Origin of the sequence: Vogesella facilis, assembly GCF_042648525.1 — a bacterium.
Classification (GTDB): domain Bacteria; phylum Pseudomonadota; class Gammaproteobacteria; order Burkholderiales; family Chromobacteriaceae; genus Vogesella; species Vogesella facilis.
Genome location: NZ_JBHRXN010000010.1, coordinates 238,507 through 253,579, shown reverse-complemented (window position 1 = coordinate 253,579; position 15,073 = coordinate 238,507). Strand labels below are relative to the sequence as shown.

Annotated in this window: 14 protein-coding genes; 1 reads left to right on the top strand and 13 read right to left on the bottom strand. The window is 63.3% G+C overall.

Annotated features, from left to right (window positions below; genetic code table 11):
- Position 1 precedes the first annotated feature (1 nt).
- The 11 genes from ACFOLG_RS05300 to ilvB all read right to left on the bottom strand — a co-directional run bounded on the left by ACFOLG_RS05300 (position 2) and on the right by ilvB (position 11,729).
- A complete protein-coding gene (locus ACFOLG_RS05300) occupies positions 2 to 859 on the bottom strand; it encodes a cytochrome c oxidase subunit 3 (protein ID WP_386089245.1) in 858 nt (285 codons plus the stop codon).
- Positions 860 to 886: 27 nt separating this feature from the next.
- A complete protein-coding gene (locus ACFOLG_RS05295; RefSeq protein WP_386089242.1) occupies positions 887 to 1,066 on the bottom strand; it encodes a DUF2970 domain-containing protein in 180 nt (59 codons plus the stop codon).
- Complete coding sequence (locus ACFOLG_RS05290; RefSeq protein WP_386089239.1) at positions 1,063 to 1,605, bottom strand: cytochrome c oxidase assembly protein; 543 nt, start codon at positions 1,603 to 1,605, stop codon at positions 1,063 to 1,065. The genes ACFOLG_RS05295 and ACFOLG_RS05290 overlap by 4 nt, the downstream gene beginning before the upstream one ends.
- A gap of 1 nt (position 1,606) precedes the next feature.
- Complete coding sequence (gene ctaD / locus ACFOLG_RS05285) at positions 1,607 to 3,238, bottom strand: cytochrome c oxidase subunit I (RefSeq protein WP_386089236.1); 1,632 nt, start codon at positions 3,236 to 3,238, stop codon at positions 1,607 to 1,609.
- 10 nt (positions 3,239 to 3,248) lie between these two features.
- Entirely contained in the window at positions 3,249 to 4,367 is a 1,119-nt protein-coding gene (gene coxB, locus ACFOLG_RS05280; RefSeq protein ID WP_386089233.1) for a cytochrome c oxidase subunit II, read from the bottom strand.
- Between the two features lie 262 nt (positions 4,368 to 4,629).
- Positions 4,630 to 5,253 (bottom strand): dethiobiotin synthase, encoded by a 624-nt coding sequence (gene bioD / locus ACFOLG_RS05275; RefSeq protein ID WP_386089230.1) that lies wholly within the window; start codon positions 5,251 to 5,253, stop codon positions 4,630 to 4,632.
- Positions 5,254 to 5,462: 209 nt separating this feature from the next.
- Entirely contained in the window at positions 5,463 to 7,253 is a 1,791-nt protein-coding gene (locus ACFOLG_RS05270) for a 2-isopropylmalate synthase (protein ID WP_386089227.1), read from the bottom strand.
- Between the two features lie 212 nt (positions 7,254 to 7,465).
- Positions 7,466 to 8,224 carry a CDP-diacylglycerol--serine O-phosphatidyltransferase gene (pssA, locus tag ACFOLG_RS05265; protein ID WP_386089224.1) on the bottom strand — a complete coding sequence of 253 codons (759 nt, stop codon included), beginning with the start codon at positions 8,222 to 8,224 and terminating at the stop codon, positions 7,466 to 7,468.
- Positions 8,225 to 8,396: 172 nt separating this feature from the next.
- Positions 8,397 to 9,413 (bottom strand): ketol-acid reductoisomerase, encoded by a 1,017-nt coding sequence (ilvC, locus tag ACFOLG_RS05260; RefSeq protein WP_386089221.1) that lies wholly within the window; start codon positions 9,411 to 9,413, stop codon positions 8,397 to 8,399.
- Positions 9,414 to 9,461: 48 nt separating this feature from the next.
- Complete coding sequence (gene ilvN / locus ACFOLG_RS05255) at positions 9,462 to 9,953, bottom strand: acetolactate synthase small subunit (protein WP_088966057.1); 492 nt, start codon at positions 9,951 to 9,953, stop codon at positions 9,462 to 9,464.
- A 9-nt stretch (positions 9,954 to 9,962) separates the two neighbouring features.
- Positions 9,963 to 11,729, bottom strand: a complete 1,767-nt coding sequence (gene ilvB, locus ACFOLG_RS05250; RefSeq protein ID WP_386089218.1) for a biosynthetic-type acetolactate synthase large subunit — start codon at positions 11,727 to 11,729, stop codon at positions 9,963 to 9,965.
- Positions 11,730 to 11,946: 217 nt separating this feature from the next.
- Here ilvB and ACFOLG_RS05245 point away from each other — a divergent pair, with 217 nt between their 5' ends.
- Positions 11,947 to 12,459 carry an RDD family protein gene (locus ACFOLG_RS05245; RefSeq protein ID WP_386089215.1) on the top strand — a complete coding sequence of 171 codons (513 nt, stop codon included), beginning with the start codon at positions 11,947 to 11,949 and terminating at the stop codon, positions 12,457 to 12,459.
- A gap of 65 nt (positions 12,460 to 12,524) precedes the next feature.
- On the opposite strand, the gene ACFOLG_RS05240 is transcribed toward ACFOLG_RS05245, so the two are convergent.
- A complete protein-coding gene (locus ACFOLG_RS05240) occupies positions 12,525 to 13,157 on the bottom strand; it encodes a lytic transglycosylase domain-containing protein (protein WP_386089212.1) in 633 nt (210 codons plus the stop codon).
- 56 nt (positions 13,158 to 13,213) lie between these two features.
- Positions 13,214 to 14,920: a proline--tRNA ligase gene (locus ACFOLG_RS05235; protein ID WP_386089209.1), complete on the bottom strand. Its 1,707-nt coding sequence runs from the start codon at positions 14,918 to 14,920 to the stop codon at positions 13,214 to 13,216.
- Positions 14,921 to 15,073: the final 153 nt, after the last annotated feature.

Genomic DNA, 15,073 nt, shown 5'->3' with positions numbered 1-15,073 from the left:
GCTACAGCCAGTACACGAACACGAACAGGATCAGCCACACCACATCCACGAAGTGCCAGTACCAAGCCGCGGCTTCGAAGGCGAAATGGTGCTCGGCACTGAAGTGCCCGCGCTGCACCCGTAGCCACATCACCGACAGCATGATGGCACCCAGCAACACGTGCAGGCCGTGAAAACCGGTCAGCATGAAGAAGGTCATGCCATAGGCGCCGGCCGCCAGACTCAGCCCCAGCTCGTGCATGGCGTGCGCGTACTCGTACATCTGCAGCGACAGAAAGCTCACCCCCAGCACCACGGTAATGCCCAGCCCGGTGGCCAGCTGCCGGCGCTGGCCGGCCAGCAGCCCCCAGTGCGCCCAGGTCAGCGTGGCGCCGGAGCTGAGCAGGATCAGGGTATTGACCGCCGGCAGCCCCCAGGCGCCCATCGCCTGGTAGCGCGCGGTGATGCCCGGCCCGGTCTGCAGCGGCCAGCTGGCGGTGAAATCCGGGTACAGCAGCTTGTGCACCTCGTTGCCCAGCTCAGGCACCGAGATCACCCGCACGTAGTACAGCGCACCGAAGAAGGCGGCGAAGAACATCACCTCGGAGAAAATGAACCAGCCCATGCCCCAGCGGAAGGAATGATCCTCGCGGCCGTGGTAGCGGCCGGCCAGGCTTTCGCGGATCACGTCGCCGAACCAGCCGAACAGCATCCAGAACAGGATGCCGAAGCCCAGCAGCAGGCCGAGCTTGCCCACCGCCACGCTGTTGACAGCCAGCGCCGCGCCCAGCCCCAGGCAGAACAGCGCCAGCGAGCCGATGATGGGCCAGCGCGACGGATCGGGCACGAAGTAATGGGTTTGTTCGCTGTGTTCCATCATCACGCTCTCCTCATGGGCCGCCTGCCGCTAGCCCGTCACCAGCCGCACCAACAGCAGCAGCAGCCCGATCAGTATCGCCACCAGCACGATGGCAGCGGTGACCACGTCGGCAAAGCTCAGCTTGCGGTCCTGCCGCGCGCTGTGCCCCTTGCGGATGCCGACAAAGGCCGACAGCACCGCCCGCAGGGCTTGCAGCGGGTTGTTCATGACCGCCCCGGTACATCGAAGATGGTGTAGGCCAGGGTGATGCTGTCGATGCCGGCCGGCACGCTCTTGTCCACCACAAACACCACCGGGAAGCGCTTGGTCTGCCCCGGCTCGAACGCCTGCTGCGCAAAGCAGAAGCAGTCCAGCTTTTTCACGTACTCCGCCGCTGCAGCCGGCAGGTAACGCGGGATCGCCTGCCCGGTCACCCGCCGGTTGCTGGCATTGGTAATCTCGTAATCCACCCGCACGAACTCGCCCGGCCGCGCCTTGAGTGTGGACACCAGCGGCCGCACCTGCCACGGCAGCCCCGGCTGCACCGTGGCGTCGAAAGTGAGCACGATGGGTGCGGCCAACGTTGCCGCCGGTGCCGTGCCGACCGCATCCGGCTGCAGCAGCTTGCCCAGCCCGGTTACCCGGCACAGCGCGTCATACACCGGGATCAAGCCCCAGGCGAACACGAACATCGCGCACGCCAGCAGGCTGAGCTTGAGCAGCAGCGTGCGGTTGTCACGGGCCGGGGTCGCCTGGTGCGTTGTCATATCAATGGTGCTTTCCGCCCTGCATGGACTTGATGGCACCGTTTTCACCCACTTCCAGCGTCGGCGCCTCGACAAAGCTGTGATACGGCGCCGGCGTGGGTATCTGCCATTCCAGCGTATCGGCGGTTTCCCACGGCTTTTGTGGCGCCGGCTGGCCGTGCCGGATGCTGCTGATCATGTTGTAGAGGAAGATCAGCTGGCCGAGGCCGAAGCAGAACGCCCCGACGCTGGCCATGGCGTTGAAGTCGGCAAACTGCAGGTTGTAGTCGGGGATGCGGCGCGGCATGCCGGCCAGGCCGAGGAAGTGCATCGGGAAGAAGGTGACGTTGAACCAGATCATCGACCACCAGAAGTGGAACTTGCCCAGCTTCTCGTGGTACATGCGGCCAGTCATCTTGGGAAACCAGTAGTAGACGGCGGCGAACAGGCTGAACAGCGCGCCGGCCACCAGCACGTAGTGGAAATGCGCCACCACGTAGTAGGTGTCCTGCAGCTGGATATCCACCGCGGCGATGCTCAGCGTCACCCCGGACAGACCGCCGACGGTGAACAGGCAGATGAAGCCCACGGCGAACAGCATCGGCGTCTCGAAACTCATGCTGCCCTGCCACATGGTGCCGATCCAGTTGAATACCTTCACCCCGGTGGGCACCGCGATCAGCATGGTGGCGTACATGAAGAACAGCTGCGCGGTAGCCGGCATGCCGGTGGTGAACATGTGGTGCGCCCACACCATGAAGCTGAGGATGGCGATGGAGCTGGTGGCATACACCATCGAGGTGTAGCCGAACAGCGGCTTGCGGCTGAAGGTGGGAATGATGTGGCTGACGATGCCGAAGGCCGGCAGCGCCATGATGTACACCTCCGGGTGGCCGAAGAACCAGAAGATATGCTGGTACAGCACCGGGTCGCCGCCACCGGCGGCATTGAAGAAGTGGGTGCCGAAGTGGCGGTCGGTCAGCACCATGGTCACCACCCCGGCCAGCACCGGCATCACCGCGATGATCAGGTAGGCGGTGATCAGCGTAGCCCAGGCGAACATCGGCATCTGCATCATGCTCATGCCCGGCGCGCGCAGGTTGAGGATGGTGACGATGATGTTGATCGAGCCCATGATCGAGCTGACCCCCATGATGTGGATGGCAAAGATGGTGAGGTCCATGCCCATGCCCATCTGGGTGGACAGCGGCGCGTACATGGTCCAGCCGGCCGCCGCCGCGCCGCCGGGGACCGCAAACGAGATCAGCAGCAGCAGGGCGGCCGGCGGCAGCAGCCAGAAGCTCCAGTTGTTCATGCGTGCAAACGCCATGTCCGGCGCGCCCAGCATCAGCGGCAGCAGCCAGTTGGCCAGCCCGGTGAAGGCCGGCATGATGGCGCCGAACACCATGATCAGCCCGTGCAGGGTGGTGAACTGGTTGAACAGCTCCGGCTGCCAGAACTGCAGGCCGGGGCGGAACAGCTCGGCGCGGATGCACAGCGCCAGCACGCCGCCAAAGATGAACATGGAAAAGGCAAACCACAGGTACAGGCTGCCGATGTCCTTGTGGTTGGTGGCATACAGCCAGCGCGCCAGCCCGTGTGGCTTGCCGTGGTGGTCGCCGTGACCGGCGTGGGTGGTTTCCGCGATCGCCATCATCCCCTCCTTACGCCTTGCCGCCACGGGCAGCCTTGATGTCCTTGGGCTGCACCACATCGCCAGTCTGGTTGCCCCACGCATTGCGCTCGTAGGTGATCACCGCCGCGATGTCGGTATCGGACAGCTGTTTGCCCCAAGCCGCCATGGCCGGGTTTTTCTTGCTGCCATTGAGCACGATCTCGATGTGCGCCGGCTTGTTCTTGCTGGCGATCGGCGAGCCATCCAGTGCCGGGAACGCACCGGGAATACCCTTGCCGTTGGCCTGGTGGCAGGCCACGCAGTTCTGCGTATAGACCTTCTCGCCACGCGCCTTCAGCTCGTCCAGCTTCCACACCTTGTTCGGGTCGTCGGCGTTGGCCGCAGAGGCTTTCTGCTTGGCGGCCAACCATTGCTGGTAGTCGGCCGGCGTCTTGGCCACCACCACGATGGGCATGAAGCCGTGATCCTTGCCGCACAGCTCGGCACACTGGCCGCGGTAGGTGCCCGGCTGCGTCACCTTGAACCAGGCATCACGTACGAAGCCCGGCACCGCATCCTGCTTCACCCCCAGCTGCGGCACCCACCAGGAGTGGATCACGTCGTTGGCGGTCAGCAGCACCCGCACCTTGACGCCGGTGGGCACCACCAGCGGCTCGTCGACTTCCAGCAGATAGTTGTCGCCGCGCCCGGCGGCCTTGACGATGGCGTCCTGCGGCGTGGCCAGGTGGCTCATGTAGCGGACGTTCTGCTCCAGGTAGTCGTACTGCCACTTCCACTGGTAGCCGGTGACCTTGATGGTCAGCTCGGCGCCGGCGCTGCTCTTCTGCTGCAGGATCAGCCGCGTGGCCGGCAGTGCCATCGCCACCAGGATCAGGAACGGAATCACCGTCCACACGATCTCCACCGTGGTGTTCTCGTGGAACAGCTTGGCCTGATGGCCGGCGGCTTTGCGGTGGCGGAAAATAGCCCAGAACATCACGCCGAACACCAGCACGAAAATGCCGCCGGTGATGTACAGCAGCAGCAGGTGCAGGTCGTAGATGTCTTGCGCCACCTGGGTGACAGGTGTCTGGAAGTTCAGGTTGGCCGCAGCCGCGCTCAGCGGTGCGCCCCCCAAGATCCCAAGAAGGGTGTAACGGGAAAGCATGGCGTCCCCCTATGGATCATCCGCTGCCGGAGTGATCCTGTTGGTGACGGCACGATAATCTGCCGGCACCTATCCTCTCGTGTTGGCCGGAAACCCGGTCACTCGCTGCTCTATTTCGTGGCAGTGCAGTATCGAGATTAGGAATTCGCCGTAAAAAAACAAGGATTTATCATGATGCACCGCAGCAGACGCCCCCTGCTGAGGCGCGCAACACCCCACGGCGCGCCTGCCGGCGGCGCGAATTGGGCCTATTGCAGCGCGGCTAGCCCTCGTAGGGCAGCTCCAGCATGGGTTCACCCAGATACTGTTTCAGCGTGGCGAGGTTGTCGGCGTAGGCCAGCTGGTTGGGCACCACGCGGTTGGCGATCCAGCCGGCCAGCTGGCAGCCGGCGGCCTGTATCGCCTGCGCCGTCAGCAACGCATGGTTGATGCAGCCCAGGCGCATGCCCACCACCAGGATCACCGGCAGCTGCAGCCGCTGCGCCAGCTCCTGCATGCGGTAGCGGTCGGACAGCGGCGCCAGCCAGCCGCCGGCGCCCTCCACCAGCACCACCTCGGCGTCTGCGGCCAACCTTTGGTAATGCTCGGCGATCAGCGCCAGCTCGATCTCCACCCCCGCCTCGCGCGCGGCGATGTGCGGCGATACCGGCGGCTGGAAGCGGTACGGGTTCATCAAGTCCAGATCGGTCTGGCCGGTGGCGGCCACCAGCCGCGCCACGTCGTCGTTGAGCAGGCTGCCGTCGGGCTGCAGCTCGCAACCGGAAGCCACCGGCTTCATCGCCAGCACCCGCTTGCCCTGCGCCTGCAGGTGCCGCACCAGCTTGACGGCGCTGTGGGTCTTGCCGATCTCGGTATCGGTGCCGGTAATGAAATAGCCTTGTGCCACAGCAGCTGTCCTGTAGTTGAATCACCGCTAGATGCGGCCAAAACGGCAAAACAAAAGGCAGACACGACAGCGCCGACCTCGTGGGTCGGCGGTCGGCGTCTGCCTGATGGGGCAGCCACCTGAATAGGACGGCCTTGTGAGCCTTTGATCTTTAACGCCGCGGCCAACCTTTCCGGGTGGGATGTCCTGCCGCCGCGTTTGCGCGCTCTTTAGACCGGGCCTTGGGCGTACACGCGCTCGGTCTTGCTATGCAGCTTGTTCAGTGCCGCCAGGTAGGCCTTGGCGCTGGCGACGATGATGTCGGTGTCGGCGCCCTGACCGTTGACGATGCGGCCTTCCTTGGCCAGACGCACGGTCACTTCGCCCTGCGATTCGGTGCCCTTGGTGATGGCGTTCACCGAGTACAGCTCCAGCTCGGCCTCGCTCTTCACCACGCTTTCGATGGCCTTGAAGGCGGCATCGACCGGGCCGGAGCCGGTGGACTCAGCACGCTGCTCGTTGCCGTGCTCGACGAACACGATCTGCGCCTGCGGTGCTTCGCCGGTCTCGGTGGCCACTTTCAGCGACACGAACTTGTAGTCTTCCTGCTCGACGGTCACCAGCTGGTCGGATACCAGCGCGTGCAAATCTTCGTCGAAAATCTCGCGTTTCTTGTCAGCCAGCTCTTTAAAGCGGGCAAAGGCGGCGTTCAGCGCTTCCTCGCTGTCCAGCACGATACCCAGATCCTGCAGTTTGGTACGGAAGGCGTTGCGACCGGACAGCTTGCCCAGCGTCAGGCGGTTGGCGGTCCAGCCCACCGATTCGGCCGACATGATTTCATAGGTTTCGCGGTGCTTCAGCACGCCGTCCTGATGGATGCCGGATTCGTGGGCAAAGGCGTTGGCGCCGACGATGGCTTTGTTCGGCTGCACCGGGTAGCCGGTGATGGTGGACACCAGCTTGGACGCCGGCACGATCTGGGTGGCATCGACGCGGGTTTCCACGGCGAACACGTCCTTGCGGGTGCGCACCGCCATCACGATCTCTTCCATCGCGGCGTTGCCGGCACGCTCGCCCAGGCCGTTGATGGTGCACTCTACTTGGCGGGCACCGCCCAGCACCGCAGCCAGGCTGTTGGCCACCGCCATGCCCAAGTCATTGTGGCAGTGGGCGGACCAGATTACCTTGTCGCCGCCCGGGGTCTTGGCGATCAGCTCGCGGAAGAAGGCCTCGGTGATTTTCGGCACCGCGTAGCCGACAGTATCCGGCACGTTGAGGGTGGTGGCACCGGCCTTGATCACTTCGCCGAAGATACGGGCGAGGAAATCGATGTCGGAGCGCAGTGCGTCTTCGGCGGAGAATTCCACATCGTCGGTGTATTCGCGCGCCAGTTTCACCGCCTTCACCGCTGCCTCGACCACCTCGTCCGGGGTCATGCGCAGCTTTTTCTCCATGTGGATCGGGCTGGTGGCGATGAAGGTGTGGATGCGGCCACGCGCGGCCGGCTTGATCGCCTCGCCGGCGGCACGGATGTCGCGCTCGTTGGCACGCGCCAGCGAACAGACGGTGGATTCCTTCACCACCTCGGCGATGGCGCGAATGGCGTCGGCATCGCCAGGGCTGGCGGCGGCAAAGCCGGCCTCGATCACGTCCACGCCCAGGCGCTCCAGCTGGCGGGCGATACGGACTTTCTCTTCCTTGGTCATCGCTGCGCCCGGCGACTGCTCGCCATCACGCAAGGTGGTATCGAAAATGTAAAGACGGTCGCCCATGTCTGGTGATCTCCCTTGCGCCGAAGCGGCGGCCCCGGTCAGATAGTCGTTGAAATCGAATCTCTTGCCTTGTTGTACGGCGAGCAGCGCCAGCTTGTTCAGCTGCGCCAGCGGCAGGCTGCCGCGCTCCCGCCATTTATAGACAGCAGCACGGGTCACCGGCTCATCGGGAAAGCTGGCCGTGAGTGCCTCCGCAAGCACGCTAGGGCCGCCAAAATCCTCGATTAGACGCTCGATGTCCAATTGCATACTGCTCTCCTGTTTGTCTCTGCAGTTACCTTACTAAACGCCGCGACATTGTGTCAAACAAAAATGTCCATCCCGCGTAAAAAGCGCAAAAAGCGCGTTGTCCAAAGCAATAAATCGGACATTATGTAGAATTGCAGACGCAATAAAGGGCGCCCGCAGCGCCCTGTTGTCTTGCAGCATCGCCTGGCGGCCAAGCCGGCCGCCGTCTCGCCCTACTCGCTGGCGAGCGGCGGCGTCTTCTTGCCCATGCCCAAGGCGGCCATGACGTAGCCGGACAGCGCATAGCAGACAAAGAAGCCGAACAGCACCAGCGGCGGCTCGGACATCAGCAGCAGCAGGCCCACCACCAGTGCCAGCAGCATCACGAACGGCACGCGGCGACGCAGGTGAATCTCCTTGAAGCTCCAGAACTTCACGTTGGTGACCATGGTGATGCCGGAGAAGGCGGTGAAGCCCAGCGCCACCCATTTCAGCCCCGGCAGGTCGTTGTAGCCGTAGGCATGGCAGATCCACACCAGGCCGGCCACCAGCGCCGCCGCCGCCGGACTGGGCAGGCCGATGAACCAGCGCTTGTCGGTGGAACCGATCATGGTGTTGAAGCGCGCCAGGCGCAGTGCGGCGCCGGCGCAATGGATGAACGCCACCATCCAACCCAGCTTGCCCAGATCCTTCAGCAGCCACTCGTAGGCCACCAGCGCCGGTGCCACGCCGAAGCTCACCATGTCGGAAAGGCTGTCGAATTCGGCGCCGAAGGCGCTCTGGCTGTGGGTAAGCCGCGCCACGCGGCCGTCCATGCCGTCCAGAATCATGGCGAGGAAGATCGCCACCGCGGCATGTTCGAAATTCTGGTTCATCGCCTGCACGATGGCATAGAAACCGGCAAACAACGCCGCGAGCGTGAAAGAGTTGGGCAGCAGGTAAATGCCCTGGCGGCGCAGGGAAGGCTTGTGCGGGGCCGGATCAATATGCATGGGATAGCCCTGGTCGTTATTGTTGGCGGGTGAGTCGAGGTGAACGGCGCAAGGTTGGCCGCATACAGTCGTTCATTCTAAAACGGCAGCCGGTGCGGCAAAAGCCAAACCGTGTTGCAGAATGCAAAAAGCCGGACACTGTCCGGCTTGGCTTGATCGGGTACGGTCCAGATTAGTTCTTGGACTGGTCAACCAGCTTGTTCTTGGCGATCCACGGCATCATCGCGCGCAGTTCGGCACCCACTTTTTCGATCGGATGATCGGCGTTCAGGCGACGACGGGCGGTCATGCTCGGGTAGTTGGTCTTGCCTTCCAGGATGAACATCTTGGCGTATTCACCGGACTGGATGCGGTACAGCGCCTTCTTCATCGCTTCCTTGGTGGCAGAGGTCACTACTTCCGGGCCGGTCACGTACTCGCCATACTCCGCGTTGTTGGAGATGGAATAGTTCATGTTGGCGATGCCGCCTTCGTACATCAGGTCCACGATCAGCTTCAGCTCGTGCAGACATTCGAAGTAGGCCATTTCCGGAGCGTAGCCGGCTTCGGTCAGGGTTTCGAAACCGGCTTTCACCAGCTCCACCGCGCCGCCGCACAGTACGGCCTGCTCACCGAACAGGTCGGTTTCGGTTTCTTCGCGGAAGTTGGTCTCAATCACGCCGCCCTTGGTGCCGCCGTTGGCCGCAGCGTAGGACAGGGCGATGTCGCGGGCCTTGCCGGACTTGTCCTGGTACACGGCGATCAGGGTCGGCACGCCGCCGCCCTTCACGTACTCGGAGCGCACGGTGTGGCCCGGGCCTTTCGGGGCGATCATGATCACGTCCAGGTCGGCGCGCGGCACGATCTGGTTGTAGTGAATGTTGAAGCCGTGGGCGAAGGCCAGCGCAGCACCCTGCTTGATGTTGGCGGCGATCTCGCGGTTGTACACGTCCGGCTGCGATTCGTCCGGCAGCAGAATCATCACCACGTCGGCAGCTTTTACCGCGTCGGCAACTTCTTTCACCTGATGGCCAGCGGCCTCGGCTTTTTTCCACGATGCGCCATCTTTGCGCAGACCGACGATCACGTTGACGCCGGATTCTTTCAGGTTCTGCGCGTGGGCATGGCCTTGCGAGCCGTAACCGATGATGGCGACCTGCTTGCCCTTGATGATGGAGAGGTCAGCGTCTTTGTCGTAGAAAACTTTCATTTTATGTCCCTAGTTGTTCTCGGGCAGCGGGTAGCCGCCCTGGTGATATCAGATCTTCAAAATACGTTCGCCGCGACCAATGCCGGATGCACCGGTACGCACCGTTTCCAGGATCACTGAACGGTCGATCGCCTCGATAAAGGCGTTGAGCTTTTCGCTGGTACCAGTGAGCTCGATGGTGTAGGTCTTTTCCGTCACGTCGATGATGCGACCGCGGAAGATATCCGCCATGCGCTTCATTTCCTCGCGGTCCTTGCCGGTGGCACGGACCTTGATCAACATCATCTCGCGTTCGATATGGTCGGACTCGTTGAGGTCAATCACCTTGACCACCTCGATCAGCTTGTTGAGCTGCTTGGTGATCTGTTCGATGACTTCGTCGGACCCGTGGGTAACGATAGTCATCCGTGACAGTGTCGGATCTTCGGTAGTCGACACCGTCAGCGAATCGATATTGTATGCGCGGGCGGAAAAAAGTCCTACTACTCGCGAAAGTGCGCCCGCTTCGTTTTCCAGAAGGATAGAAAGGATGTGTCGCATTCTTACGCCTCAGCACATGTTGCCGTAGTCACGGTTGTTCTCGAACGGAGCAATCTGCAGCTCGCGCATGTGCGGCGGCAAGTCCATCTGGTCCAGGCCTTTGCCGTTCTGGATCATCGGGAACACGTTCTCGGACTGGTCGGTACGGAAGTCCAGGAATACCAGACGTTCCTTCAGTGCCGGGCTGAAGGCCTCCCGCAACACCGGCTCGACATCGGCCGGGTTTTCCACCTTGATGCCCACATGGCCGTAGGCTTCGGCGATCTTCACGAAATCCGGCAGCGCGTCCATGTAGGACTCGGAGTAGCGGGTGCCGTAGAAGAACTCCTGCCACTGGCGCACCATACCCAGGTAGCGGTTGTTGAGCGCGATCACCTTCACCGGGGTGTGGTACTGCTTGGCGGTGGACAGCTCCTGGATGTTCATCTGAATGGAGCCTTCGCCGGTGATGCAGGCCACCTGTGCGTCCGGGTTGGCCAGCTGTGCGCCGATGGCGGCCGGCAAGCCGAAGCCCATGGTGCCGAGACCGCCGGAGTTCAGCCACTGCTTCGGACGCTTGAACGGGTAGTACTGCGCCGCCCACATCTGGTGCTGGCCGACGTCGGAAGTCACGATGGCATCGCCGCCGGTGATCTCGTACAGCTTCTGCACCACGTACTGCGGCTTGATCAGCTCGGTAGACGGGGTGTACAGCAGGCTGTTGTAGCTGCGCCATTGCTCGATCTGCTGCCACCAGCCAGCCAGGTGCTGCTCGTTGGTCTTCAGGCCGCTCTGCTTGAACAGGTCGATCATGTCGCGCAGCACGTGTTTCACGTCGCCGACGATGGGCACGTCTACCTTCACGCGTTTGGCGATGGAGGACGGGTCCACGTCGATGTGCACGATCTTCTTCGGCTGCGACAGGAAGTGCGACGGGATGCTGATCACGCGGTCGTCGAAACGCGCGCCGACGGCGATCAGCACATCACAGTACTGCATGGCCATGTTGGCTTCGTAAGTACCGTGCATGCCCAGCATGCCGAGGAACTGCCGATCCTCGCCCGGATAGGCGCCCAGGCCCATCAGGGTGTTGGTACACGGCACGCCCAGCATCTTCACCAGCTCGGTGACTTCGGCAGCGGCATCGCCCTGCACCGCGCCACCACCCACGTAGATGTACGGGCGCTTGGCTTCGGCCAGCAGGTTGACGGCCTTCTTGATCTGGCCCGGATGGCCGCGCGTTACCGGCACGTAGGAGCGGATGCTCACGCTTTCCGGGTAATGGAACTCGGCCTTGGCCTGGGTTACATCCTTCGGCACATCCACCACCACCGGACCGGGGCGACCGGTCTTGGCAATGTAGAACGCCTTCTTGATGGTGGACGCCAGCTCGTTGATGTCCTTCACCAGGAAGTTGTGCTTCACGCACGGGCGGGTAATGCCCACCATGTCCACTTCCTGGAACGCATCCAGACCGATGGCGGGGGTCGGCACCTGGCCGGAAATCACCACCATCGGAATGGAATCCATATAGGCGGTGGCAATGCCGGTTACCGCATTGGTTGCGCCCGGGCCGGAAGTGACCAGCGCCACGCCGACCTTGTCGCTGGAACGCGAGTAGGCATCAGCGGCATGTACCGCGGCCTGCTCGTGGCGGACCAGTACGTGCTTGAATTCCTGCTGCCGGAAAATTGCGTCATAAATTTCGAGAACCGCGCCGCCGGGGTAGCCGAATACGAATTCGACCCCTTCTTCCTGCAGGCTGCGAACTACGATCTCCGCGCCCGATATCTGCATCTTTGCCTCTTTATATTCAGGTTATTTTTGTCCCGTGATGAACGAACTTAACCCAAGCCAGAAAGCACGGTCAAGCGCTTTTGTGCAGGTGCAAAAAAGCGGCAAAAACATTCAAAAACAGCCACTTTTACAGGGGTAGGCGGCGTATGCCGGCTTTGGTAACATGCAGTGTTGGCTGCGCCTGCGGCCAACCTTTTCCGATGGTGATCTTCCCCTCATGACATCCGCACCCACGCCGGGCCTCGGCCGCCGTTTTGCCAGTCTTTTCTACGAGTTGCTGCTACTTGCCGCCATTGTGTTCACCACCGCCGCGGTCTTTACCCCGCTGCTGGTCTGGACGGGGCATGCACCGGCCGTGGAATGGCTGTATCGCCTTGGCATGGCTGGCGTGCTGTTCGGCTATTTCGGCTACTGCTGGGTAAAGAGCGGACAGACGCCGGCGATGAAGACCTGGCGCCTCAAGCTGGTGCTGCGTGATGGCGGCCGGCTGGGCTGGCCGCATGCCGCAGTACGCTTCGTGGTGGCCTTGCTGCTGTTCGTCGGCGTGCCCATCTTGTCCTTCCTCGCCTGGCAGCGCGCCAGCGGCGACAGCCGCGCCTCGATGTGGATCGCCATGGCCTGGTGGATGCTGCCGCTGCTGTGGCCGCTCACCGACCCGGAGCGCCAGTTCCTGCACGACCGTCTGGCCGGCACCCGGCTGATTACCCTGGCCAAGGGCGAGCGCGCCTGATGCGGCCAACCTTGCCGGCCATGCCATGAAAAAAGCCACCGTTACGGTGGCTTTTTGTTTGCCGCTCACGGCAGCGCGGCGAGCTTGTCGTTGCCCGGCGCCAGCCATTGCCAGTGCCGCTGCCAGGCGCCCACCACCAGATTGGGATATTCCGCGCGCCCCAGGCTGCCATTGAAGCGCCCCAGCGCGCGGAACAGGTTGCCGCCTTCGATATCCAGGTAGTGACGCAGGATGGTGCAGCCGTAGCGCAGATTGGTGGTGAGATCGAACAGATTGTGGCCGGCGGCGCCGATGCTGCGCACCCAGAACGGCATCACCTGCATCAGCCCGCGCGCGCCCACCGGCGAAATGGCGTACTTGTTGAAACCGCTTTCCACCTGGATCAAGCCCAGCACCAGCTGCGGGTCCAGCCCGGCGCGGGTGGCCTCGTACTGCACCGCGGTCAGCAGCCGCTCACGCATCCACTGGTCCGGAATGCGCGACTGCAGCCGGCGCGACATTTCCGCCAGCCACAGCGGGCCTTCACGCGGGTTGTCGAACACCAGCCGCGGCGCGTTGACGTCGGCAATGCTGCGCGACATCGCCGAGGCGACGTTAGCCGCCAGCGCCTCTTCCCGCTGCGCACCGGCCCACGCCGGCCCGCAAACGGAGACGGCAGCCAGCACGGCAAACAGCGGCAACAGGCGCGACGGGTTCATGCTTGGTTTTTAGTCCAGCGGCGCAGGGTGGGCAAAGCCCGCCCTGCCGCCACGGTTCAGCCCAGCTTGGCCAGCAGCAGGGGCAGGATGTCGGCCGGCGCCACCGCGGTGGCTTCGCTGTCGCGGCGGTGCTGGTATTCCAGCTTGCCTTCCTTCAGGCCGCGGTCGCCGATGGTGACGCGGTGCGGTGCGCCGATCAGCTCCCAGTCGGCGAACATCGCGCCCGGACGCTCGCCGCGGTCGTCGATGATCACATCCACGCCAGCGGCCAGCAGTTCGCCGTACAGCTGGTCGGCGGTGGCCTTCACCGCCTCGGAACGGTCGTAGCCCACCGGGCAGATCACCACGCTGAACGGCGCGATGCTGTCCGGCCAGATCATGCCCTTGTCGTCGAAGTTCTGCTCGATGGCGGCGCCCAGGATGCGGGTAACGCCGATGCCGTAGCAGCCCATCTCGAAGTGTTTCGGCTTGCCGTCTTCATCCAGGAAGGTGGCGTCCATGGCCTTGGAGTACTTGGTGCCGAGGTAGAACACGTGGCCCACTTCGATGCCGCGCTGGATCGCCAGCTCGCCCTTGCCGTCCGGCGAGGCGTCGCCCACCACCACATTGCGCAGGTCGGCCACTTCCGGCTCCACGCAGTCGCGCACGAAGTTGGCGCCGGTGTAGTGCTGGTCGTCCTCGTTGGCGCCGATCACGAAATCGGCCATCTTGGCCACGGTGCGATCGGCAATGATGCGGCCGTTGAAGCCCACCGGGCCCAGCGAGCCGGGGTTGGCGCCGAAGGCCTTGTTGATCAGTGCCGGGGTGGCCATGGTCAGCGGCTTCTTGATGCCGGCAATCTTCTCCGCCTTCACTTCGTTCAACTCGTGGTCGCCGCGCACCAGCATCAGCACCGCGTCGCCCTCTTCGCCTTCCACCACCAGCGCCTTCACCGTGGCCTTGATGTCGATGTTCAGGAAGCGCACCAGGTCGGCGATGGTCTTCACGCCCGGGGTGTGCACCTTGGTCAGCGCCTCGGCGGCGGCGGCGCGCTCGCCGGCCGGAGCCACCGCTTCGGCCAGCTCGATGTTGGCCGCATAGTCGGAGTTCGGGCAGTAGACGATGGCGTCTTCGCCGGTGTCGGCGATTACCTGGAATTCGTGCGAGCGGTCGCCACCGATGGCGCCGGTATCGGCCGCCACCGCGCGGTAGGTCAGGCCCAGGCGGTCGAAGATGCGGCAGTAGGCGGCATACATAGTGTCGTAGCTGACGCCGGCTGCTTCGGCGCTGCGGTCGAAGGAGTAGGCATCCTTCATGGTGAACTCGCGGCCGCGCATTACGCCGAAACGCGGGCGGCGCTCGTCGCGGAACTTGGTCTGGATCTGGTAGAAGTTCTTCGGCAGCGCGCGGTAGCTTTTCAGCTCGTTGCGGGCGATGTCGGTCACCACTTCCTCGGAAGTCGGCTGGATCACAAAATCACGCTCGTGGCGGTCCTTGAAGCGCAGCAGCTCGTCACCCATGCCGTCGAAGCGGCCGGTTTCCTGCCACAGGCCGGCCGGCTGCACCACCGGCATCACGATCTCGATGGCACCGGCGCAGTTCATTTCCTCGCGCACGATGCTTTCCACCTTGCGCAGCGAGCGCAGGCCCATCGGCATCCAGTTGTAGACACCGGCGGCAACTTTGCGGATGAAACCGGCGCGCAGCATCAGCTTCTGGCTGACGATGTCGGCATCGGCGGGGGCTTCTTTCAGAGTAGAAATGAAAAACTGCGAGGCGCGCATGGGCGGGGTTCCTTGGAAATGCTGCAAAATGACGTTGATTGTAGCGGGTAGCGGCGGCGAGGGGAAAGGTTGGCCGCATGCGCGACAGCAGCTGGCAGCCGCTCGCCGCGTGCACTGGCGGAATTGACCGCCAACCATGATTCCGACATATTT

What these genes read in the sequence shown, in the direction of transcription:
- ACFOLG_RS05300 (WP_386089245.1), bottom strand. Translation starts at nt 859, where the DNA reads ATGATGGAACACAGCGAACAAACCCATTACTTCGTGCCCGATCCGTCG.
- ACFOLG_RS05295 (WP_386089242.1), bottom strand. Translation starts at nt 1,066, where the DNA reads ATGAACAACCCGCTGCAAGCCCTGCGGGCGGTGCTGTCGGCCTTTGTC.
- ACFOLG_RS05290 (WP_386089239.1), bottom strand. Translation starts at nt 1,605, where the DNA reads ATGACAACGCACCAGGCGACCCCGGCCCGTGACAACCGCACGCTGCTG.
- ctaD (WP_386089236.1), bottom strand. Translation starts at nt 3,238, where the DNA reads ATGGCGATCGCGGAAACCACCCACGCCGGTCACGGCGACCACCACGGC.
- coxB (WP_386089233.1), bottom strand. Translation starts at nt 4,367, where the DNA reads ATGCTTTCCCGTTACACCCTTCTTGGGATCTTGGGGGGCGCACCGCTG.
- ACFOLG_RS05270 (WP_386089227.1), bottom strand. Translation starts at nt 7,253, where the DNA reads ATGCAATTGGACATCGAGCGTCTAATCGAGGATTTTGGCGGCCCTAGC.
- pssA (WP_386089224.1), bottom strand. Translation starts at nt 8,224, where the DNA reads ATGCATATTGATCCGGCCCCGCACAAGCCTTCCCTGCGCCGCCAGGGC.
- ilvC (WP_386089221.1), bottom strand. Translation starts at nt 9,413, where the DNA reads ATGAAAGTTTTCTACGACAAAGACGCTGACCTCTCCATCATCAAGGGC.
- ilvN (WP_088966057.1), bottom strand. Translation starts at nt 9,953, where the DNA reads ATGCGACACATCCTTTCTATCCTTCTGGAAAACGAAGCGGGCGCACTT.
- ilvB (WP_386089218.1), bottom strand. Translation starts at nt 11,729, where the DNA reads ATGCAGATATCGGGCGCGGAGATCGTAGTTCGCAGCCTGCAGGAAGAA.
- ACFOLG_RS05245 (WP_386089215.1), top strand. Translation starts at nt 11,947, where the DNA reads ATGACATCCGCACCCACGCCGGGCCTCGGCCGCCGTTTTGCCAGTCTT.
- ACFOLG_RS05240 (WP_386089212.1), bottom strand. Translation starts at nt 13,157, where the DNA reads ATGAACCCGTCGCGCCTGTTGCCGCTGTTTGCCGTGCTGGCTGCCGTC.
- ACFOLG_RS05235 (WP_386089209.1), bottom strand. Translation starts at nt 14,920, where the DNA reads ATGCGCGCCTCGCAGTTTTTCATTTCTACTCTGAAAGAAGCCCCCGCC.